The 20,888-nt window shown below is 39.0% G+C and carries 19 protein-coding genes, 15 tRNA genes and 1 riboswitch; of the genes, 28 read left to right on the forward strand and 6 right to left on the reverse strand.

Annotated elements, in window-relative coordinates:
• Positions 1–30: 30 nt before the first annotated feature.
• From AAFN87_RS00005 to AAFN87_RS00080, 16 genes are all read left to right on the forward strand, one after another.
• A tRNA-Leu gene (locus AAFN87_RS00005) sits at positions 31–119 on the forward strand.
• A 16-nt stretch (positions 120–135) separates the two neighbouring features.
• A tRNA-Arg gene (locus AAFN87_RS00010) sits at positions 136–212 on the forward strand.
• A 9-nt stretch (positions 213–221) separates the two neighbouring features.
• Positions 222–298, forward strand: a tRNA-Pro gene (locus tag AAFN87_RS00015).
• 8 nt (positions 299–306) lie between these two features.
• Positions 307–382 (forward strand) — tRNA-Ala (locus tag AAFN87_RS00020).
• Positions 383–406: 24 nt separating this feature from the next.
• Positions 407–480 (forward strand) — tRNA-Met (locus AAFN87_RS00025).
• Between the two features lie 7 nt (positions 481–487).
• A tRNA-Ile gene (locus AAFN87_RS00030) sits at positions 488–564 on the forward strand.
• A gap of 15 nt (positions 565–579) precedes the next feature.
• Positions 580–672: transfer RNA gene (locus AAFN87_RS00035), tRNA-Ser, on the forward strand.
• A gap of 46 nt (positions 673–718) precedes the next feature.
• Positions 719–793, forward strand: a tRNA-Met gene (locus tag AAFN87_RS00040).
• Positions 794–796: 3 nt separating this feature from the next.
• Positions 797–872 (forward strand) — tRNA-Asp (locus AAFN87_RS00045).
• Between the two features lie 9 nt (positions 873–881).
• Positions 882–957: transfer RNA gene (locus tag AAFN87_RS00050), tRNA-Phe, on the forward strand.
• Between the two features lie 6 nt (positions 958–963).
• Positions 964–1,037 (forward strand) — tRNA-Gly (locus tag AAFN87_RS00055).
• Positions 1,038–1,056: 19 nt separating this feature from the next.
• A tRNA-Ile gene (locus AAFN87_RS00060) sits at positions 1,057–1,133 on the forward strand.
• An 11-nt stretch (positions 1,134–1,144) separates the two neighbouring features.
• A tRNA-Asn gene (locus AAFN87_RS00065) sits at positions 1,145–1,219 on the forward strand.
• Positions 1,220–1,223: 4 nt separating this feature from the next.
• Positions 1,224–1,314, forward strand: a tRNA-Ser gene (locus tag AAFN87_RS00070).
• A gap of 2 nt (positions 1,315–1,316) precedes the next feature.
• Positions 1,317–1,388 (forward strand) — tRNA-Glu (locus tag AAFN87_RS00075).
• Positions 1,389–1,568: 180 nt separating this feature from the next.
• A complete protein-coding gene (locus AAFN87_RS00080; RefSeq protein WP_347788953.1) occupies positions 1,569–2,324 on the forward strand; it encodes a MerR family transcriptional regulator in 756 nt (251 codons plus the stop codon).
• A 164-nt stretch (positions 2,325–2,488) separates the two neighbouring features.
• On the opposite strand, the gene AAFN87_RS00085 is transcribed toward AAFN87_RS00080, so the two are convergent.
• The gene (locus tag AAFN87_RS00085; RefSeq protein ID WP_347788954.1) at positions 2,489–3,412 is read right to left on the reverse strand and encodes a 1,4-dihydroxy-2-naphthoate polyprenyltransferase; all 924 of its coding nucleotides are present in this window, start codon (positions 3,410–3,412) and stop codon (positions 2,489–2,491) included.
• A gap of 638 nt (positions 3,413–4,050) precedes the next feature.
• On the opposite strand from AAFN87_RS00085, the gene AAFN87_RS00090 reads away from it, so the two are divergent.
• The 8 genes from AAFN87_RS00090 (at position 4,051) to AAFN87_RS00125 (ending at position 12,993) form a co-directional block, all read left to right on the forward strand.
• Positions 4,051–5,430, forward strand: coding sequence for an isochorismate synthase (locus tag AAFN87_RS00090; RefSeq protein ID WP_347788955.1), 1,380 nt, complete (start codon positions 4,051–4,053; stop codon positions 5,428–5,430).
• Positions 5,423–7,141 carry a 2-succinyl-5-enolpyruvyl-6-hydroxy-3-cyclohexene-1-carboxylic-acid synthase gene (menD, locus tag AAFN87_RS00095; RefSeq protein ID WP_347788956.1) on the forward strand — a complete coding sequence of 573 codons (1,719 nt, stop codon included), beginning with the start codon at positions 5,423–5,425 and terminating at the stop codon, positions 7,139–7,141. The genes AAFN87_RS00090 and menD overlap by 8 nt, the downstream gene beginning before the upstream one ends.
• Positions 7,126–7,941: a 2-succinyl-6-hydroxy-2,4-cyclohexadiene-1-carboxylate synthase gene (gene menH, locus AAFN87_RS00100; RefSeq protein ID WP_347788957.1), complete on the forward strand. Its 816-nt coding sequence runs from the start codon at positions 7,126–7,128 to the stop codon at positions 7,939–7,941. The genes menD and menH overlap by 16 nt, the downstream gene beginning before the upstream one ends.
• 4 nt (positions 7,942–7,945) lie before the next feature.
• Positions 7,946–8,764: a 1,4-dihydroxy-2-naphthoyl-CoA synthase gene (gene menB, locus AAFN87_RS00105; RefSeq protein ID WP_347788958.1), complete on the forward strand. Its 819-nt coding sequence runs from the start codon at positions 7,946–7,948 to the stop codon at positions 8,762–8,764.
• 176 nt (positions 8,765–8,940) lie between these two features.
• Positions 8,941–9,606, forward strand: coding sequence for a response regulator transcription factor (locus AAFN87_RS00110; protein ID WP_347788959.1), 666 nt, complete (start codon positions 8,941–8,943; stop codon positions 9,604–9,606).
• Positions 9,603–10,991, forward strand: a complete 1,389-nt coding sequence (locus AAFN87_RS00115) for a sensor histidine kinase (RefSeq protein WP_347788960.1) — start codon at positions 9,603–9,605, stop codon at positions 10,989–10,991. Before AAFN87_RS00110 ends, AAFN87_RS00115 begins: the two co-directional genes overlap by 4 nt.
• 53 nt (positions 10,992–11,044) lie before the next feature.
• Entirely contained in the window at positions 11,045–11,446 is a 402-nt protein-coding gene (locus AAFN87_RS00120) for a hypothetical protein (protein ID WP_347788961.1), read from the forward strand.
• 116 nt (positions 11,447–11,562) lie between these two features.
• On the forward strand, positions 11,563–12,993 hold the full coding sequence (locus AAFN87_RS00125; RefSeq protein WP_347788962.1) for an o-succinylbenzoate--CoA ligase: 1,431 nt from the start codon (positions 11,563–11,565) through the stop codon (positions 12,991–12,993).
• Between the two features lie 121 nt (positions 12,994–13,114).
• On the opposite strand, the gene AAFN87_RS00130 is transcribed toward AAFN87_RS00125, so the two are convergent.
• The 3 genes from AAFN87_RS00130 to AAFN87_RS00140 all read right to left on the reverse strand — a co-directional run bounded on the left by AAFN87_RS00130 (position 13,115) and on the right by AAFN87_RS00140 (position 14,596).
• Positions 13,115–14,110 (reverse strand): metal ABC transporter solute-binding protein, Zn/Mn family, encoded by a 996-nt coding sequence (locus tag AAFN87_RS00130; RefSeq protein ID WP_347788963.1) that lies wholly within the window; start codon positions 14,108–14,110, stop codon positions 13,115–13,117.
• 97 nt (positions 14,111–14,207) lie between these two features.
• On the reverse strand, positions 14,208–14,441 hold the full coding sequence (gene yidD / locus AAFN87_RS00135; protein WP_347788964.1) for a membrane protein insertion efficiency factor YidD: 234 nt from the start codon (positions 14,439–14,441) through the stop codon (positions 14,208–14,210).
• Positions 14,441–14,596, reverse strand: a complete 156-nt coding sequence (locus AAFN87_RS00140) for a hypothetical protein (protein ID WP_347788965.1) — start codon at positions 14,594–14,596, stop codon at positions 14,441–14,443. Before AAFN87_RS00140 ends, yidD begins: the two co-directional genes overlap by 1 nt.
• Before the next feature lie 141 nt (positions 14,597–14,737).
• On the opposite strand from AAFN87_RS00140, the gene AAFN87_RS00145 reads away from it, so the two are divergent.
• Genes AAFN87_RS00145 through AAFN87_RS00155 form a run of 3 tightly spaced genes read left to right on the forward strand, consistent with a single transcriptional unit; the run spans position 14,738 to position 16,329 of the window.
• On the forward strand, positions 14,738–15,046 hold the full coding sequence (locus AAFN87_RS00145) for a transposase (protein ID WP_347788966.1): 309 nt from the start codon (positions 14,738–14,740) through the stop codon (positions 15,044–15,046).
• Positions 15,047–15,095: 49 nt separating this feature from the next.
• Positions 15,096–15,563, forward strand: a complete 468-nt coding sequence (locus AAFN87_RS00150) for an NUDIX domain-containing protein (protein ID WP_347789926.1) — start codon at positions 15,096–15,098, stop codon at positions 15,561–15,563.
• Positions 15,547–16,329, forward strand: a complete 783-nt coding sequence (locus tag AAFN87_RS00155; protein WP_347788967.1) for an alpha/beta hydrolase family protein — start codon at positions 15,547–15,549, stop codon at positions 16,327–16,329. The genes AAFN87_RS00150 and AAFN87_RS00155 overlap by 17 nt, the downstream gene beginning before the upstream one ends.
• Positions 16,330–16,578: 249 nt before the next feature.
• On the opposite strand, the gene AAFN87_RS00160 is transcribed toward AAFN87_RS00155, so the two are convergent.
• Together AAFN87_RS00160 and pckA are read right to left on the reverse strand one after the other, a co-directional pair.
• Positions 16,579–17,139 carry a GNAT family N-acetyltransferase gene (locus tag AAFN87_RS00160; RefSeq protein WP_347788968.1) on the reverse strand — a complete coding sequence of 187 codons (561 nt, stop codon included), beginning with the start codon at positions 17,137–17,139 and terminating at the stop codon, positions 16,579–16,581.
• A 276-nt stretch (positions 17,140–17,415) separates the two neighbouring features.
• A complete protein-coding gene (gene pckA, locus AAFN87_RS00165) occupies positions 17,416–19,002 on the reverse strand; it encodes a phosphoenolpyruvate carboxykinase (ATP) (RefSeq protein ID WP_347788969.1) in 1,587 nt (528 codons plus the stop codon).
• Between the two features lie 204 nt (positions 19,003–19,206).
• Positions 19,207–19,324: riboswitch (SAM riboswitch) on the forward strand.
• 244 nt (positions 19,325–19,568) lie between these two features.
• Here pckA and metK point away from each other — a divergent pair.
• Positions 19,569–20,765 carry a methionine adenosyltransferase gene (metK, locus tag AAFN87_RS00170; RefSeq protein ID WP_347788970.1) on the forward strand — a complete coding sequence of 399 codons (1,197 nt, stop codon included), beginning with the start codon at positions 19,569–19,571 and terminating at the stop codon, positions 20,763–20,765.
• Positions 20,766–20,888 lie beyond the last annotated feature (123 nt).

Here is a 20,888-nt window from a genome sequence, read left to right on the forward strand (position 1 = left end):
GTTCGAACCTCGTCTTCCGCTCCATAATGTGCCGGGGTGGCGGAACTGGCAGACGCACAGGACTTAAAATCCTGCGGTGAGTGATCACCGTGCCGGTTCGATTCCGGCCCTCGGCACCATTTTTAACACTTAATAGCGCCCGTAGCTCAATTGGATAGAGCGTCTGACTACGGATCAGAAGGTTGTGGGTTCGACTCCTGCCGGGCGCGCCATATATATTTCGGAATGTAGCTCAGCTTGGTAGAGCACTTGGTTTGGGACCAAGGGGTCGTAGGTTCGAATCCTGTCATTCCGACCATCATTTTTGGGGCCTTAGCTCAGCTGGGAGAGCGCCTGCCTTGCACGCAGGAGGTCAGCGGTTCGATCCCGCTAGGCTCCACCATAAATTTTAACCATAAAAGATCCTGGCGGTGTAGCTCAGCTGGCTAGAGCATTCGGTTCATACCCGAAAGGTCGTGGGTTCGACTCCCTCCGCCGCCATCTTAAAGGACCTTTAGCTCAGTTGGTTAGAGCAGACGGCTCATAACCGTCCGGTCGCAGGTTCGAGTCCTGCAAGGTCCACCATTTATATATTGTCACGGAGGTATACCCAAGTCTGGCTGAAGGGATCGGTCTTGAAAACCGACAGGCGGGTAACACCGCGCGGGGGTTCGAATCCCTCTACCTCCTCCAGTTTTTATTATAAATAAATGGTGTCTTAAAACTCGAATAGTATTATCGCGGGGTGGAGCAGTGGTAGCTCGTCGGGCTCATAACCCGAAGGTCGTCGGTTCAAATCCGGCCCCCGCAACCAAATGGTCCCGTGGTGTAGCGGTTAACATGCCTGCCTGTCACGCAGGAGATCGCCGGTTCGATCCCGGTCGGGACCGCCATTTTAATAAGGGTCAGTAGCTCAGTTGGTAGAGCATTAGATTGAAGCTCTAAGTGTCGGCGGTTCGATTCCGTCCTGACCCACCATTTTTTGCGGGTGTAGTTTAATGGTAAAACCTCAGCCTTCCAAGCTGATGTCGTGAGTTCGATTCTCATCACCCGCTCCATTTTTTTTTTGTGATTTAAGGGCCTATAGCTCAGCTGGTTAGAGCGCACGCCTGATAAGCGTGAGGTCGATGGTTCGAGTCCATTTAGGCCCACCATAAATAATTATTCCGAAGTAGCTCAGTGGTAGAGCAACCGGCTGTTAACCGGTTGGTCGTAGGTTCGAGTCCTACCTTCGGAGCCATTTCGGGGAAGTACTCAAGAGGCTGAAGAGGCGCCCCTGCTAAGGGTGTAGGTCGGGTAACCGGCGCGAGGGTTCAAATCCCTCCTTCTCCGCCATTGGCCCGTTGGTCAAGTGGTTAAGACACCGCCCTTTCACGGCGGTAACACGGGTTCGAATCCCGTACGGGTCATACTAAACTCTAGACGATATAATCGTCTAGAGTTTTTTTATATGCGCTTAGCAGGGACTTAATCTATAGGGGATTTGAAGTTGATTCACAAATAAACATATATTTTCAATAAAAAAATAATTAACTACCTTGACCTTCACGTAGCGTAAATGTATATAGTTACCTTAGAGGTGATTATGGATGAAAATAAATGAACTAGCGAAAATTTCAGGGGTTAGCACACGTACGCTACGCTATTATGATGAAATCGGCTTATTGTCACCTGCAGGGAAAAATGATGCAGGTTATCGAATTTACACAACAAAAGAGATTGATTTATTACAGCAAATTTTGTTTTATAGAGCACTGGGATTGAAGTTAGACAATATTAAGGAAATCATCTATGCACCTAATTTCGAACTAGTTGGTGCCTTAAAAGAACATCGTGAACAACTATTGAGTAAGAGAACGATGCTTGAAGAGTTGTTAGTTACGGTAGAGAAAACAATCTACGCGATAGAGGAGGAGACATATATGTCTAACGAAGAAAAATTTAAAGGTTTTAAAGAAGAGTTAATTAGAGACAATGAAGCGAAATACGGCGAAGAAATTCGTGAGCACTACGGTGAAGAATCTGTAAAGGCTTCATATGGAAAAATAAGATCATTGACAGAACAACAGTATGAGGCACTACAGCAACTAGAAAGACAAATGTTCGAACGATTACGTGAGGCTATGGAATTAGGAAATGCTGCGTCTGAAACTGCATATGAGGTTGCAGAAATGCATAAGCGTTGGCTTAGCTTTTACTGGGCCAAATATACGAAAGAGGCACATGCGGGTATTGCTGAAATGTATATAGCAGATGAGCGCTTTACTACTTATTATGATGAGCGTGTACAAAAAGGCGCAACACAATTTTTACATGATTGTATCGTAAATTATACAAAAAAATAATTTTTGAAAATGTATTTATATTCTTTGCCTTGCAATTGTTTTCAAGATAGTCTAGTAAAAGCTGCTTGTATATTATTTAACATAAAAAAAGTGAAGACAAAGTCAAAATGGGCTTTGTCTTCACTTTGCTGTGTAACACTAATTGACGGTGGTACGCATTTATTTTATGCAATAAAGAAAGTTGAAATGAGTAAACCTACACCTAGTAAGAACCCAAAAAATGTGTTCGTTTGAGCAGTGTATTTCATCGCCGGCATAACGGCCTTTGGTTCTTTAAATGTTCGGAAAATCTCGATCGCTTTCAGTGGTTTTGGGATACTTAAGAATATAAGTAGCGCAAATGCAGAAATCCCATCAACTACAACAAGTCCGATAATCCATAAGTAAGAAATGATGAAAAACAATGATAAAATCGTTACGGCACGATCACGTCCTACTAAAATCGCCATCGTTTTACGACCACCTTCTGTATCCCCAACAATATCGCGTATATTATTAGAAAGCATAATGGCACCGACTAAAATCATGCTTGGAACAGATAGTAAAACAGCATCTAGTGTTACAGTACCTGTTTGAATGAAAAATGATATAAGCACAATCCCCATCCCCATCACAGCTCCTGATACAAGCTCTCCGAATGGTGAATATGCAATTGGATATGGTCCACCTGTATATAAATAGCCAACTAACATACATACTAGTCCAACCGCAGCTAGCCACCATGAGGTTAATGCACAAATGTAGATGCCAAGAAGTAGCGCTATCCCGTAAAAGCAAAGGGCAATAATCATAATTGTTTTTGGTGCAACGCCGTGACGCACAATTGTACCGCCGATGCCGACGGAGTTCTCATTATCTAATCCTAGTTTGTAATCGTAATATTCATTGAACATATTCGTTGCAGCTTGAATAAGCATACTTGCAATTAGCATCGCAAAGAATAATAAATAGTTTATGTCATGTTTTGACACAGCAGCAGCAATCGCCGTTCCTAAGAAAACGGGAACGAATGAGGCAGTTAATGTGTGAGGGCGTGTTAAATGCCACCATACTTTAAAGCCGCGATCCGCTTCGATGACTTTAGTCATGAAATTCTCTCCTTCAAAAAAACAGTATCTAGTCTATTCTATCGTAGATTAGCAGGCAGTAAAACCCCTACACCTCAAGAAATAGAGAAAAACTAGACCGGATAGATGAAAATAAATGTCGTAAATCGCTAATTGGTTTAATTTACAAGAGAAGTTGAAGGCAGAATAGGAAATGCCCAAGTGTGGTGCATAGTATGTTTTAGTATATTACGGAGGCCACTGAAAAAGAGCTGCATCTTAAAGTATAAATTTGATTTGTTAAAAATTAGTAGGCTGTAATGGCCGTTCTTTACATCGATATGAAGTCGATGCATTGAGACGAAAATACTACCTGCAACATATTTTAACAAATGAGTAAATCAGAATATTATTAAAAATTTGGTCCTAATAAAGTTTACAGTGCTACACACCACTACGAAACGTGGAAGCTCAGGCTGATGGAAGATTTACTTGTTCGAATAACAAGAAAATGGAGAGATGCTACGCTTATTCATACAGTAATAAGCGAAAAAATGATATGATAGTATAGATATTGATTATTATGTACGAAAGCAATTTAGTAATGAGAAGAGTAGCACGAAATAGCATTTCTGCTAGTTTCGTTACTGGTTTAAATTGCAACAACGGAGGGAATTTTCATGCATCAGAAGTGGTACAAAGCTACTGAAGTTGAAGTGGGCTCTTTGAACTCAGGAACAAGCTTTTATATTGAAACGATAGAGGTAAGTCGGTTATCAGCGCTTGCCTTTTTTGCAGCTGGAGAAGAAACGTATAAAGGACAACGTTTTTTCTGGCAAAATCGTGAAAAAACATTGACGTTAGTCGGTTTAGGCCATGCGCATGTTATTTCCAATAATTCAGCACATTCACGTTTTGACGAGGTAGAAAAAGAGTGGAAGCAACTAACAAAACATATTATTAAAGAAGATGAGCTACAACCGATATTATTCGGTGGGTTTACATTTGATCCGAAAAACGAAGTAATAGACGAGTGGGCAAGTTTCCCACAAAGTTTTTTTGCTGTAGCAACATATCAACTTGTCATTCGTAATGATAAGGCATATGTGAGCATTCACTTAATATCAGACGGAGATAGTGCAGAAGCATTCGACGCACTTCGAAAAGAGCGAGACCATTTAATTCATGCGGCACAAGTAAAAGAAGTAAAGACGTATGAAAAACCGAACATGACATCTTATGAAGAGCCGCATAAAGAAGCTTATTTACAGTCTATTGACGAAGTAACGTCTCTTATTAAAGCGAATGAGGCTCAAAAAGTAGTTATTGCCCGTTCATTAGCGCTGCAATTTGGGCAAACGGTAACATCGCCGCAAATTTTATCGCATGTTGTACATGAGCAGCCAGAAAGTTATTTATTTGGGCTAGAACATGATGATATGTTGTTTTTCGGTGCCTCACCTGAACGTTTAGTGAAGGTAGAAAATGGACAGGCGTTTTCTTCTTGCGTAGCGGGCTCTATTAGACGTGGTAAAACTGCGGAGGAAGATCGAGTGTTAGGGGATTGTTTATTAAATGATGAAAAAAATCGCGGTGAACATCATTACGTAGTAGAAATGATTTCACAAACATTTGAAAAAAATTGTACGTCCGTGAAAGTACCGAAGCAACCTAAGTTGCTAAAAATCCGTGATATTCAGCATTTATATACGCCGGTTGAAGGACGGCTGAGTAAAGATGCAACCATTTTACAGCTTGTTAAGCACTTGCATCCGACTCCTGCACTTGGTGGCGTACCCCGCAATGATGCAATGGCCATTATTCGTCAGTTCGAGCCGATGAATCGTGGGATGTATGCGGCTCCAATTGGATGGCTAGATGCAGATGGTAATGGAGAATTTGCCGTAGCGATTCGTTCGGCAACACTTTTTGGCGACAAGGCGTATTTATATGCCGGTGGTGGTATTGTAGCTCATTCTGAAGCACAGTCAGAATACGAGGAAACATTAGTGAAATTCCGCCCGATGCTACGTGCATTAGGAGGACAATTACATGAGTGAGCAAGCAGTACTTTCAAATTATGTTTATACGATAGTTGCAGCACTGTTACAAAACGGCGTAGAGGATGTCGTTGTAAGTCCAGGCTCGCGTTCAACACCTCTTGCTTATGCTTTTGCATCGACAAAAGAGTTTACGATGTATCGTCAAATTGATGAGCGTGCAGCGGCATTTTATGCATTAGGTATTGCAAAAGCAAAGGCCCAGCCAGTAGTGCTACTTTGTACATCTGGAACAGCAGCAGCGAATTATTATCCTGCAATAGTCGAAGCAAAATATGCGCGTGTGCCTTTAATTATCATTACAGCAGACCGCCCACATGAATTACGAGAAGTTGGTGCACCGCAAACAATCAATCAAATTCGTCTATATGGAGAGCATGTGAAATGGTCAGCGGAATTTCCCATTCCCGATGAGGCACCGCAAACTTTACCGTTTATTGAGCGTCATACAGCTCGGGCGGTAGCTATTGCGACAACAGCACCGTATGGACCTGTGCATATTAATGTACCGTTCCGAGAGCCGTTATTAATTGAGTTTAGTGATTTGCCAGAAGTATCATTCAAGGGGGAATTTATACAGGATAATACGCCTTCTTTAGCAGCCCGGGAGTTATTACAGCAAGTCATTAATAATACGAAAAAAGGGTTTATTGTTATCGGAGAATTACCACTAGGTACGGATTTATCGTATTTGTGGTCATTTGTTCGTGTTTGTCAATGGCCAGTGCTTGTAGAAAGTTTATCGAATATGCGCGGAAGTGTCCCAAAAGATTGTCTACCTTATATCGTGTCTACATATGATGCGATATTGAAAAATGCAGATTTTAAGCAGGCAGTTGCCGCTGACACTGTTATTCGATTTGGCGCACAACCTGTATCAAAATTTTTAACGATTTTTATTACAGAAACGATGCCGGAGCATTATATTGTACTAGATGAAGATGCGATGTTCCGTGATTCATCTAATATGAGTACTCATTTTATACAAGGGATGCCGGGAGCCTGGCTTACAGAGTTAGCTCTTAATACGCAAACAGAAGACTATACTGCGCTTTGGCAGCAGGCAGAGCAATTGGCTGTACAGCAAATTCAAGCGTACGATCAGCATGCTTCAGATGAAGGTGCTCTCGTTCAAAAAATGCTAGAGCTTGTACCTGATGGAAGTGATGTCTTCGTAAGTAGCAGTATGCCAATTCGCGATATTGATACTTTTTTAAACGCAACAGAAAAAGATATTCGCATTTTTGCTAATCGTGGAGCGAACGGTATTGATGGCGTTACTTCGACAGCGCTTGGATTTAGCGCGGTACATGCTCGCCTAACGTATTTATTAATTGGCGATTTAGCGTTTTTACATGATGCTAATGCATTTGTAGCATCTCGCTATCAAGAAACTGATTTAACCGTCATTGTGATGAATAATGACGGAGGCGGTATTTTCTCTTATTTACCACAGTCGACAGTGGAAGCACATTATGAAGATTTATTTGGTACGCCAACTGCTTTAACATTTGAACAATTAGGTGCAATGTATGATGTGCAGTACGATAAAATAATAGGTGTAGAAGCGTTTATCAAAGCTTTACAAACTGATAAGCAAAAGCCAATTCGCTTACTTGAAGTAATGACGGACCGAGCTGAAAATCTCACATCACATCGCGAACTATGGCAACGTATCAATCAGGAGCTAAGTGCATGGTTACGGAAGTGAATGGCATAAAAGTAAATGTCGACATTTGGAATGAGCAAGCTACTCATACAATTGTGTGCTTGCACGGCTTTACAGGAAGTACGAAGACGTGGGAACAGGTAGCTAAACTTGTACCAGCTCGGATCGTTGCAGTGGATTTAATAGGGCATGGGCAAACTGCTGCGCCAAGTGATGTTTCCTATTATTCGATGGAAGTCCAAGTAGAATTGCTAGAGGCATTATTTGAGCAACTCACATTATCAGATTTTACGTTACTAGGCTATTCAATGGGAGGGCGTGTCGCACTTTCATATGTGACACGTTACCCTACACGTATACAAGCATTAATACTTGAAAGTGCATCGCCCGGTCTTGCTAGTAATGAAGAACGTATGGCAAGAAAGCAAGCAGATGAAATGCTCGCCAATAATATCGAGCAGAACGGTATTGAATCTTTTGTAAGTAAATGGGAGGATATACCTCTCTTTGCATCGCAAAAAAATTTACCTGTAACTGTGCAGCGGGAAATACGACAAGAAAGGCTGAGTCAGTGTGAAATTGGACTTGCTAATAGTTTGCGCGGTATGGGTACAGGCGTGATGCCACAACTATGGGATGCATTAAGTGAGCTGTCGATGCCAGTTTTACTTATTACTGGTTCACTTGATACAAAGTTTGTCGGACTCTCGCAACAAATGGCAGAAACAATACCAAACGTAAAAAATATTACGGTTGCAGGCGCAGGTCACGCAATTCATGTGGAAAATCCCGTAGAGTTTGCTACAATAGTAAAGGATAATTCCAATATAATTAGGGGGTAAAACAATGACACGTCAATGGACTTCATTACATACTTATGAAGATATCAAGTATGAGTTTTATAACGGGATCGCCAAAATTACGATTAACCGTCCAGAAGTACGCAACGCATTCCGTCCAAAAACGACTGCAGAATTAATCGATGCGTTTTCTCGTGCACGAGATGATGCTAATATCGGTGTCATCATTTTAACAGGAGAAGGCGAGCATGCATTCTGCTCAGGCGGCGACCAAAAAGTACGCGGCCATGGTGGTTATGTAGGCGATGATGAAATTCCACGTCTTAACGTGTTAGACTTACAACGTTTAATCCGTGTTATTCCAAAACCAGTTGTAGCGATGGTTGCTGGTTATGCAATAGGTGGTGGACATGTACTACACGTAGTATGTGACTTAACAATTGCAGCTGAAAACGCTCGCTTCGGACAAACTGGACCAAAAGTTGGTTCATTCGATGCGGGTTATGGTTCAGGCTATTTAGCGCGTATTATCGGTCATAAAAAGGCACGTGAAATTTGGTACCTTTGCCGTCAATACGATGCACAACAAGCACTTGAAATGGGCTTAGTAAACACAGTAGTACCTTATGAGCGCTTAGAGGACGAAACTGTTCAGTGGTGTGAAGAAATGCTTGAAATGTCACCTACTGCATTACGTTTCTTAAAAGCAGCAATGAATGCGGACACTGATGGTTTAGCTGGATTACAACAACTTGCTGGTGACGCAACACTTCTTTACTACACAACAGATGAAGCAAAAGAAGGTCGCGATGCATTCAAAGAAAAACGTAAACCTGACTTTGGTCAGTTCCCAAGATTCCCTTGATTAAGAGAGAATGTAAAAAAGAGGCGTCCACAAAAATTGTGGGCGTCTTTCTTTTTGGCCTATCCACTATTTATAGGGGGATACATTTTTAAAAGAAAATTATTCGCTTTTATGAAGAATTAATGTCATAATGCTTTTGTAAATAAAGAAGCGATATTATGTTTGTGAGGTATTTTATGAGAAAAATATTAGTAGTCGATGATGATGAGCATATTTTACAATTAGTACGTCTTCATCTACAATCATGGCATTATGAAATTATATGTGCTGCTTCAGGGACAGAAGCGTTGGAAAAAATGACTGTAGACGTTGATTTAGCTGTTGTCGATGTCATGATGCCAAAGCTAAACGGACTGCAATTAACGGAAAAACTAAAAGCAGATTGGGGAATCCCGGTATTACTTTTAACAGCGAAAGGCGAGCTCGAAGATAAGCGAGAAGGATTTCTTGTTGGAGCAGATGATTATGTCGTCAAACCATTTGAGCCCGATGAATTACTGTTTCGCATTCAAGCGATATTAAGACGCTATGATAAGCCAACGGAAGGTTTAATCGAAGTAGGCGATTTAAAAATTGATCGTAGGACATTACAAATTGAGAAACAAAATACGAAGCTGTTATTACCTAGAAAGGAATTTGAATTACTTGCAATATTAGCAAGTAGGCAGCAAGTATTCGAACGTGCTTATTTAATGGAGCAAGTATGGGGCTTCGATTATGAAAATGATGATACGCTAAATACGCATATTAAGCGGCTAAGAGAAAAGCTAATGCGACTTGAAAGTAATGTACATATCCAAACAATTCGCGGAGTAGGCTATCGCTTAGAGGTAATAGAATGAAAATAACATCTACATTGTACTTTAAATATATTGTCGTCACATTATTCATAATGATGATTAGTTTAGTATTAGGATTATTAGCGACAAATATGTATTATCATCGTGTAATAAAAGAACGCAATGATTCTAAAAATGTTGCTATTGTCACACATATGACAGAGTATATTATGACGGATCAACCGAAAGATTTGGCGAAATATTTTGAAATGATAGGGGATAGTGGCTATCAATTATATGTTGTAAATCCAAATGGACAAGGTGCTTTTTACGGTGGGGAATATCGATTAAAAGATTTGGATCCAGCAATTGCCCAATCTGTACAGCAAGGAAATATTTATCATGGGATACGTGATTATCCTCGTCAGCTATTTATTACAGGTTTCTTTGCAAATGACTTAAAAAATACAGTTGGTGTGCCATTTACTTATAATGGACAATCATATGCATTATTTGCCAGACCGAATATAAGCTTGTTGTTCAATGAAGTTCATATTATGATGGGCGATATGCTAGTCGTTATTTTGCTTTTTAGTCTAGTAGCTATTCTTATTGCATCGTTGTATTTAGTTCGACCGATTCGAGCATTAACAGCGGCTACGAAACAAATTGCTAGAGAAAATTATGATGTTGATATACAAATTTCTCGCTCAGATGAAATTGGTGAACTAGCAACAAGCTTTTCTAAAATGGCAATGCACTTAAAACAACAAGATGAAATGAGAAAGAGCCTTATTCGCAATGTTTCACACGATTTTCAAACACCATTGCAAAATATTAGCGGTTATGCGAATTTATTAAAGTCCCCAGAAATAACGATAAACAACCGGCAGCAGTACGCAACGATTATAGAAAATGAAACGTTACGCTTATCAAATTTGACGAAGCAATTATTGCTGCTTAATTCTTTAGAGCAGCTCGCTCATCAAAAAACGGCCGTAAACATTACAGCGCAAATCGAACAAGCCATTGTGAAAAGTCAGTGGCTAATAGATAAAGAGGAATTATCAGTTTGGCTTCAATTAGAAGAAGCTGTCATTGATGGTGATGAAACGTTGCTAGAAAATTTGTGGGAAAATTTAATTTCCAATGCGATTAAATATAATGTACGTGGTGGGGAAATTTCCATTATGCTAAAAAATTTACAATCGACAATAATCGTAACGATCGCTGATACTGGTATTGGAATCGCAGAAAAACATTTGTCCAAAGTATTTCAGCGCTTTTACCGAGTTGATGAAGCACGTCAAACAAAAGGAACAGGACTTGGCTTAGCTATTGTAAAAGAGATTACGGGAATACACGGTGGAACAGTTTCAATCGATAGCAAAATAAATAGCGGTACTACGGTTACAATTACATTACCTAAAAAAGTTAGTTTAGATTAAGTTTAGATTGCTTTTATATACTACCTTCATATGAATAATATGGAGGTTTTTTTATGGAGAAAATTTGGAGTGTTAGATTAATTCGTTTAGCTGCAATTTTTGGTCTGTTAGGAGCTGTTCTAGGATCAGATATGTCTGGTTCAGGCAATTATCAATTTAGAGCAATACATGCTCATATGTTAGTTGTCGGCTGGCTGTCTGTGTTTGCTTGGGGGATATTTTATAAAGTGTACCGAGTAAAAGTCAAAAAATTAGTGACATTACATGGTTGGACAGTTATTCTTGGTTCGATTGGGTTAACAGTAGGAATGCTTTTCTACAATGTGAATCCATTTAATTTCAATGAAACTTTTACACTAATTACGTTTATTGTTGGTGGCACAGCATTACTTATTAGCTTCGCAATTTTTATTGCAATCACTTTCTTGTTGGAGAAAGATGACGCAAAAGCGTAAAAAAACCGTTAGCGAATAAAATTCTACATCTGTCCAGTTTCGTGTGAGCATGACGTTCAAGTGTAAGTGAATCTAGTATGCTACAATAACGATAGTGTATTAGAGGGGGAATGGAGATGCAACCGAACTGGATTGCGCAGCGTGCGTATTTAACGCCGAACCGAACAGGGCTTAGCTTTGGACAGCAAAGTTGGACATTTAAACAGTTGCATGAAGAAGCATTACTTATAGCCAAAAAACTAGCAACTTTTGCAAATACGGGGGAACGAATAGCAATTTTAGCCCCATCTAATCCTGAACTAATTAAGGTCATTTATGGATGTATGCATATGCAGTTTGAAATCGTCTTTTTAAATGGAAGACTATCTAGTCGTGAACTCGCATATCAGATAGACGATGCGGAAGTTAAAGTCGTACTAGCTGCTACAAGCGAGCTCGAAAAATTACCGAAAGATATAAATGTTGTCACATTTGAGCAATTAGCGGCTATTGAAGGTACAGAAATTGCTATTGCAAAAGAATGGGATGAAACTCAAACGATTTCTATTATGTATACTTCTGGTACTACGGGGTTTCCAAAAGGTGTTCGTCAAACAGTTGGCAACCATAGTTCAAGTGCCATTAGCTCTGCACTCAATTTAGGTATTACTGATAGCGATGTATGGCTTTGTACAGTACCGCTTTTTCATATTAGTGGCTTTTCTATATTAGTACGGTCTTTGCTTTATGGGATGACTGTACGTTTATATGAGAAATTTGACACAGCGCTATGTACACAAGAGATTATTGCAGGAAAAGTGACTAAAATGTCTGTTGTTGCTGTGACACTGGAGCGTATTTTAAGTGAGATGGAGCGTTTACAGGTAAAGGCTCATCCACATTTTACAACAATGTTGGCAGGTGGAGGACCGGTGCCAATCGATTATTTACAGCGTGCGGCAAAGCTTCATTTACCGGTTGCACAAACATATGGGATGACCGAGACATCCTCGCAAACAGCAACACTTGCTCATGAAGATGCGCTGAAAAAACTAGGTTCAGCTGGCAAGCCACTATTTTTTAATCAAATCAAAATTGCTGGTGCAGTGGAGCCTTTAACGGAAGGCGAAATATGTATTCGCGGACCACATGTAACACCAGGCTATATAGGCCGTTTTAAAGAACGAGCTGCAACAGAGGATGGCTGGTTATTGACAGGTGACATCGGTTACTTTGATGAAGATGGCTATTTATTTGTAGTGGATCGCCGCGCGGATTTAATTATTTCTGGAGGAGAAAATATATATCCAGCAGAAATAGAAAATGTGTTGCTAGCGCATCCAAATGTGCTTGAAGCTGGTGTTTGTGGGATACCGGATGAGGATTGGGGTCAAGTGCCGATCGCATTTGTCGTACTAAAACAGCCTATTGCTGAACTACAATTACAACAATATTGTAAAGCAAGGCTAGCAAGCTACAAGATGCCTAAAAGAATTTACATCGTACAAAGCTTACCACGCAACGGCTCAAATAAACTTTTGAGAAGAAAGTTAGTGGAATTAATATAGTAATTAGGCGCTGTTATTTTATTGTTGCTTTACTAAATGAAAAAACGAGTAGTATAAGACAATAATATAGCTATAAAATAAAACTTCCTTCCAAGCAGGTGCTAAGAAGGAAGTTTTTTTATTAATGTAAAGCTTTTTCAAGTTGTTCTATATTGCGCTTCATTAAGGAGAAATAATTTTCTTCATTTTCGATATCTTCTTTAGTTAATACACTTAAATTATGCAAAATTAATGGTTCAGCTCCAACTTCTTTTTGTATCACTTTTGCTAAATTAGAAGATACGTTTTGTTCAAAGAAAATATATTGCACATTTTCTTTTTTCGCTAAATCAACAATTGCTGTTAATTCTTTTTGTGATGGTTCACTTTGAGAATTTAAACCAGCTACTGGTACTTGGGTTAAGCCGTAATGACCTGCAATATAACCGAATGCTGCATGTGATACGAAGAAAGTTTTTTTAGTAGTGTTCGCTGCCATAGTTTCAAAATCCTTGTGTAAAGCATCGAGCTCAGCAACTAGCGCCTCATAGTTTTCAGTAAATATAGCTTCTTGCTCAGGAAGTGCTGTAGTAAGTGCTTCTTTAATCGATAAAGCTAAATCCTTTGAAATAACAGGTGATAACCATAAATGTGTATCATGATCATTGTGGTTACTATGGTCATCGTGGCCTTCTTCTTCGTGATTATCTCCATCAAGATCGTCCTCGTGTTGTTCTGCCTCAGTATGTGTATGTCCAGTTGAAATGTGGAACTGCTCTTCGGTAACATTTTCAGCAGTTGCAACTAATTTTACATGTTCATTTGCTAATGTTTTCTTTGCATTTTCAACAAAGCCTTCTAAACCTTGTCCTATATAAAAGAAAATATCAGAATCGGCTAGTGCCATCATGTCTTTTTGTGTTGGCTCAAATGAATGTTCATTGGCACCAGCTGGATATACTGATCGTACTTGTACGAAGTCACCACCGATACGCTCCGTGAAATATTGTAGTGGATATACAGTAGTATATATATTTAGCTTGCCTTCAGCTTTTTCAGAAGGTTGCTCCTCGCTACTACACGCAACTAGAAATATTGCTGTAATAGTTAATAAAAATAAATACAAATATTTTTTCATTATTAAACCCCTTAATAGTAATTGTTACGATTTACGACTTTTGCATTCTTAATAATATCGTAATCATTACGGAAAAACAATAAAAAAACCTTCGAAATTATTTTTTTTTCGAAGGCCATTTTTCAGGAACAGGATCGAATCCTCCTGGATGTAATGGATGACATTTTAAAATACGAATAACTGTTAGAAGTAGCCCTTTTATAGCCCCATGCTTTTGAAACGCTTCGAGACCGTAGCTTGAGCAGGTAGGATGGAAACGACAAGAAGGTGGGGTCATTGGCGAAATGTATTTACGATAAATCTGGATGAGCCATATAAAAGGATATTTCATTACTCTTTTCGCTCTCCATCTGCATAGACTTTTTGTGGTACTGGATCGACCGTTTGCTTCGTCGTAAATCCTTTTTGACGAGCAATCCAGATAATTGCAAACCCCGACATACTTACAATACATACTACAACAATCAAAATTAATGGCATGCTCATAAAAATTCACCTCATCTATATACTAACTCTATTATAAGCATAAAAGCTTGTATATTGGCGTAAGAAAATTGAACTTATATGAAACATTATAGAGCATAGATGAAAAAGGAATCGGGCAAACTTAAATAGGAGGTGTTACGAATGGAAAAGAAAAAGGTATATGTATCGATTGTCCATTTAACTTGCAATCATTATCCTACTGTCTCTCCGAGTGAGTTTATGATTGAGATAGAGCCATATAAAGCGAAAGTTTTTGAAAAGCTATTTAGACAAATAAATACACTAGAGACCGATAATATGGTTCGGGCACATTTGCCTTATATTCCGTACCATTATGACGCATTAAATCATGAAATTGATACTAGGTTGAAAAAAATTTATGCGTTAATACATGAATTCGGTGATGAAGATACGAAGCAATTTGTTGAACAGCTCCCGTATTTTAGTTGAACGAAACTATCTCCTTCGCTACACTAATGTAGTATAGGAGATGGTTATTATTTTTACATTTATCGATGAAAATGGCTATAAAGTAGAATTGCAATTTGGCGACGGACCGTTTGAAATAGAACCGAAGCATGTGTTAGTGCTTGTGAAATATGATGGAAAATGGTTATGCGCAATACATAGAAATCGTGGAGTGGAGTTTCCTGGTGGCAAGCAAGAGCCAGGCGAGACATTAATAGAGGCTGCAATACGCGAAGTTTATGAAGAAACAAAAGTGCATGTTAGTGATGTCCAGCCGTTTGCCCATTATATTGTTTATGATGAAAAACCTTTTTGTAAAGTAGTATTTACAGCAAAAGTAAAATCATCCGAACCATTTGTGAAGGAATTTGAAACGATAGCTCGTCTATGGTTAGAGGAGAAAGAACTTCTAAATCATCCGAATTTAAGCTTTTATATGCAAGATGATGGCATGAAAAAGATGTTACAGGAAGTGAAATATATTGAAAGACAATGGTAGCATTGAACAAATTAGAAGGTATCCTTCGCCCAATCCTAATATACGATTAGATGAAATCATTTATTGGTCAGATGGCTTGCGTGTAAAAGGGTTACTTGCAAGACCTAAGCAACAAGGTAATTATGAGGGAATGATTTACTTGCGCGGAGGTTTGCAAACAATTGGGATGGTGAGACCTGCTCGAATAGCCCAATTTGCGGCTCAAGGTTTTGTTGTGTTTGCACCGTATTACAGAGGGAATCGGGGAGGAGAGGGGAAAGACGAGTTTGCCGGGGCCGATCGTTATGATGCAGTTTATGGAGTGGATGTGTTAAAACAATTTATTCATGTTGAAAAGGTACATGTGTATGGTTTTTCGCGCGGTGGATTAATGGCATTATGGACAGCCATTATTCGCCCTGATATTGCTTCTGTAGTGACGTGGGCGGGTGTATCAAATGCTGTAACGACCTATTGGCAGCGTTTAGATATGCGTAGAGGATTAAAGAGAATTATAGGAGGCACACCGAATAAGGTATTAGAAAGTTATGAATATCGAACACCTCTTTCTCAAGTTTCGGAAATCGATGCTCCTGTACTTATTATTCATGGGACAAAAGATCAGCATGTTCAAATTGAGCATGCCTATGAATTGGAAGGATATTTACAGAATTCAGGAAAGCCATATGAAACATGGTATTCAGTGGATTTGCCACATCATTATCCCCCTAAAGTGAACCGACAAACAGTCAATCTTCTATGTGAATGGATGAAACAGCATAGGTAGATAGTAAAGGGATTTTATGATATATAATCATTCATAGTAAATATTAAAAAAGCTATCCAATTTTTTTTGGATAGCTTTTTCCTAAAAGGTAAAGAGGTATAAATTTTTGGAGTTCAGGCAGTGTCTAGCTCCAGCGCCCAGCCCCTCGAGGTCGCTTCAGTCCCTTAATCGAAAGCTGGGAAGATGCTTTCAATACGGGCCTTCCAGCGCTTGTCAGGGCTGAACAGGGCGCTTGCGCTTTTCATTTAGTTATTGTATTTGCTTAGCGTTCCAATCGTCTCTTAATAGGCCAAATAAAAATACATCATGGAATTTTCCAAATCTAAAAATTTCGTTTCTTAAAGTACCTTCTTGCTCCAAATGACATTTTTTATAAGAACGTATTGCATTGGCATTGAAGCTGAAAACTTGTAATTTAATTTTATGGATGGGAATGTAATTAAATATAAAAGAAATTAATGTGTTCATAGCATCAGTTCCTATACCTTTGTTTTGCCATTCACTTGCAATTGAAATACCTACATAACAAGTGCTGTTTTTCCAATTTATAGCGAAAACACCACATGATCCAATGAGTTCTTCGGATTGTTTATCAAAAATTCCGAATATAAATTCTTCTTTTTTTCCACTAATACTATTGAAAAAAGTGGTGTGATCTTCCGCTGTGGAAGGAAAAGGAATGTCATCATTAGCAAGTAATAAAGTACACTTTTCATTTTCTAATTGGGCAAATCGTTCAAGATGTGATTGTTCCATTTGTTTTAAAAATACACGTTGACCTGTTAAAAATCGGTTAAAATACTGTTCCATGCTTATTCTCCCTTAGAGTAAGGGCTGCAGTTGGAGATACAACCCCTTAGATTTTTTGTTGATAAAACAAAGCATCTACTGCAATTTTTGCAATCATATTCACAACTCCTCTTAAGTTTCTACTTAAATTATATAGGATAGTGTAATATTTGGAAATTATATTTTAATAAAAGCGAGATAATATGAAAAATAAAAAACCAACAATCAGTTTTAGATGATTGTTGGTTTTTTTATATGATATAAGTTTTTTAAAACGGTATGTCGATTAATAAAAAATTAAGCTAATGGGCCGCCCTTTTTCACGATGTCTTCAGAAACGTGTGCGAACTTTTTGAAGTTTTCGTTGAATAAACTAGCTAATTGAGCAGCTTTTGCATCGTATGCTACTTTATCAGCCCATGCATCACGAGGGTTTAATACTTCTGAAGGAACCCCTTCTACAGCTGTAGGAATGTGTAAACCGAATACAGCATCTTGAGTTGTTTCAACATTGTTTAATTTACCTTCGATTGCTGCGCGAACCATTGTACGAGTATATGAAAGCTTCATACGGTTACCTACGCCGTATTCGCCACCAGTCCAGCCCGTGTTTACAAGGAATACTTGTGAACCATGCTCGTCAATTTTCTCACCTAACATTTCAGCATAGCGTTGTGCTGGAAGAGGTAAGAAAGGTGAACCGAAGCATGTAGAGAATACTGGTTCTGGCTCAGTAACACCACGCTCTGTACCTGCTAATTTAGAAGTGAAACCACTTAAGAAGTGATACATTGCTTGCTCTTTAGTTAATTTAGAAATTGGAGGTAACACGCCAAATGCATCTGCAGTTAAGAAGATGATTGTTTTTGGGTGACCTGCGACAGATGGTATTACGATATTTTCAATGTAGTCGATTGGATACGCTACACGAGTATTTTCAGTTAATGAACCGTCATCGTAGTCGCAAATACGAGTATTTGGATCTACTACTACGTTTTCTAAAACAGAACCGAAACGGATTGCATTATAAATTTCTGGTTCTTTTTCAGCTGAAAGGTTGATAGTTTTAGCGTAACAGCCACCTTCGATATTGAATACACCAGTATCAGACCAGCCGTGCTCGTCATCACCGATTAATTTGCGATCAGCATCTGCTGATAATGTAGTTTTACCAGTACCTGATAAACCGAAGAATAAAGCTACGTCTCCAGCTTCACCTACGTTTGCTGAACAGTGCATAGAAAGGATGCCTTGCTCAGGTAGTAAGTAGTTCATAATACCAAAAATTGATTTTTTCATTTCACCAGCATACTCTGTACCACCAATTAAAATTACTTTTTTCTCTAATGATACAATGATGAATGTTTCAGAAGCTGTACCATCAACAGCAGGATCTGCCTTGAAGTTTGGTGCTGAGACAATTGTAAAGTCTGCTACGTGAGAAGCTAATTCTTCTGTAGTTGGACGGATGAATAATTGATGACAGAAAAGGTTATGCCAAGCATATTCATTAATAACTTTAATGGAAAGCTGTGACGCTTTGTCTGCTCCCGCAAAGCCATTGAATACGAAAAGCTCGTCTTTTTCTTTTAAGTAGTTAACAACTTTTACATATAGGTTATCAAACACTTCAGAAGAAATTGGACGGTTTACTTTACCCCAATCAATTTTATCTTTTGTGCTGTCTTCTTCTACCATATATTTATCTTTAGGAGAACGACCAGTGTATTTACCTGTTTCAGCTAGTAATGCACCGTCAACTGTTAACATAGCTTCTCCACGAGATGTTGCTTTCTCCACTAATTGTGGTACAGAAAGTTGATTGTTAATATTTGCACCGCTTAATAATTCCTTCAGTTCGTTTGCAATTTCTACTGAATTCATCGATTAAATACCATCCTTTTTTATAGTATTCCCTTACTTTAGGGAGTTTTTTTTCTTAAGTCAAAAATAGTATAACACATTGAATGCAATAATCTATACTAATTAAATTAATTTTTTAAGAATTTTCTTCATTACAAAAAACTGTCAAACTATATTGTTTGACAGAGCAAAAAAAATTATGTAACATGAGGAATTGAACGGATACTCTTATCCCGAGCTGGTGGAGGGTCAGGCCCTGTGAAACCCGGCAACCTGCATGAACTTTTCACGTCATGCGTTGGTGCCAACCTGATGCAAGGGAATTTCCCTTGAACGATAAGAGTGAAAGGTAACGAATGACATGTACCCTTTCTCTCATGTATGTGAGCGAAAGGTTTTTTTTTGCGAAAAATAGTGGAAGGGACATAAATATTGGAGTTCTTTCATTATTATATACCTTTCGAAATCCTCGTGTTAAAAGCAGTAACGGCTTGAAGTTTAATCCTTACGGGTAGACTTGACATGGGAAATGAGTACCGTATCATATTCGCAGGTAAATCTTGCTAGGAATTTTAGGAGGAATTAACATGACAAACCGTCGACTGTTTACTTCAGAAAGTGTAACAGAAGGGCATCCAGATAAAATTTGTGATCAGATTTCAGATGCAATTTTAGATGCAATCTTAGTAGCTGATCCGAATGCACGTGTAGCGTGTGAGACAACAGTTACTACAGGTCTAGTACTTGTTGCCGGAGAAATTACAACTTCAACATATGTAGATATTAAAGGTATTGTGCGCGATACAGTAGCTGAAATTGGTTACACTCGTGGTAAATACGGATTCGATGCAGAAAATTTAGCTGTTCTAGTAGCGATCGGTGAGCAATCTCCTGATATCGCACAGGGCGTTGACAAAGCTCTTGAAGCTCGCGAAGGCTCAATGACAGATGCAGATATCGAAGCAATTGGCGCAGGGGACCAAGGCTTAATGTTCGGTTACGCTTGTAATGAGACACCAGAATTAATGCCGTTACCGATAAGCTTAGCGCATAAATTAGCTCGCCGTTTAACAGAAGTACGTAAATCAGGTGAATTAGCTTATTTACGTCCAGACGGTAAAACACAAGTAACAATTGAGTATGATGAAAATAACATTCCAGTGCGTGTTGATACAATTGTTATTTCAACTCAGCATGATGAAGATATTACTTTAGAACAAATCCAAGCAGATTTAAAACGTGTTGTTATTGCGCCAGTAGTGCCAACTGAATTATTAGATGATGCAACAAAATATTTCATCAATCCTACAGGGCGCTTTGTTATTGGTGGACCTAAAGGAGACGCTGGTTTAACAGGACGTAAAATCATCGTGGATACATACGGTGGTTATGCTCGTCACGGTGGCGGTGCTTTCTCTGGGAAAGATGCAACAAAGGTTGACCGTTCAGCAGCATATGCAGCCCGTTATGTAGCCAAAAATATTGTAGCGGCAGGCTTAGCTGATCGTGCAGAAGTACAGCTTGCTTATGCAATTGGGGTAGCTCAACCAGTATCGATTGCAGTAGATACTTTTGGTACAGGTAAAGTTGCTTCATCACAAATCGTAGAATGGGTACGCGAATTATTTGATTTACGCCCAGCAGGTATTATTAAAATGCTTGACCTACGCCGCCCGATTTACAAACAAACTGCAGCATATGGTCACTTCGGTCGTACAGATTTAGATGTGCCTTGGGAAAATACAGATAAAGCAGCTGAATTAAAATCAAAAGCTGGATTATAAGAAAATTAGAAGCTGTCTCAAAAGGGTCGTAAATAACGATTTTTTGGGACAGTTTTTTTGTCAATATATGGTGTGGAGTTAAGTTGTGGCTGACACGTTTCGAAGGTAAAGCCTAAGCATATT

The sequence above is a fragment of the Solibacillus sp. CAU 1738 genome, assembly GCF_039888725.1.
Lineage (GTDB): Bacteria > Bacillota > Bacilli > Bacillales_A > Planococcaceae > Metasolibacillus.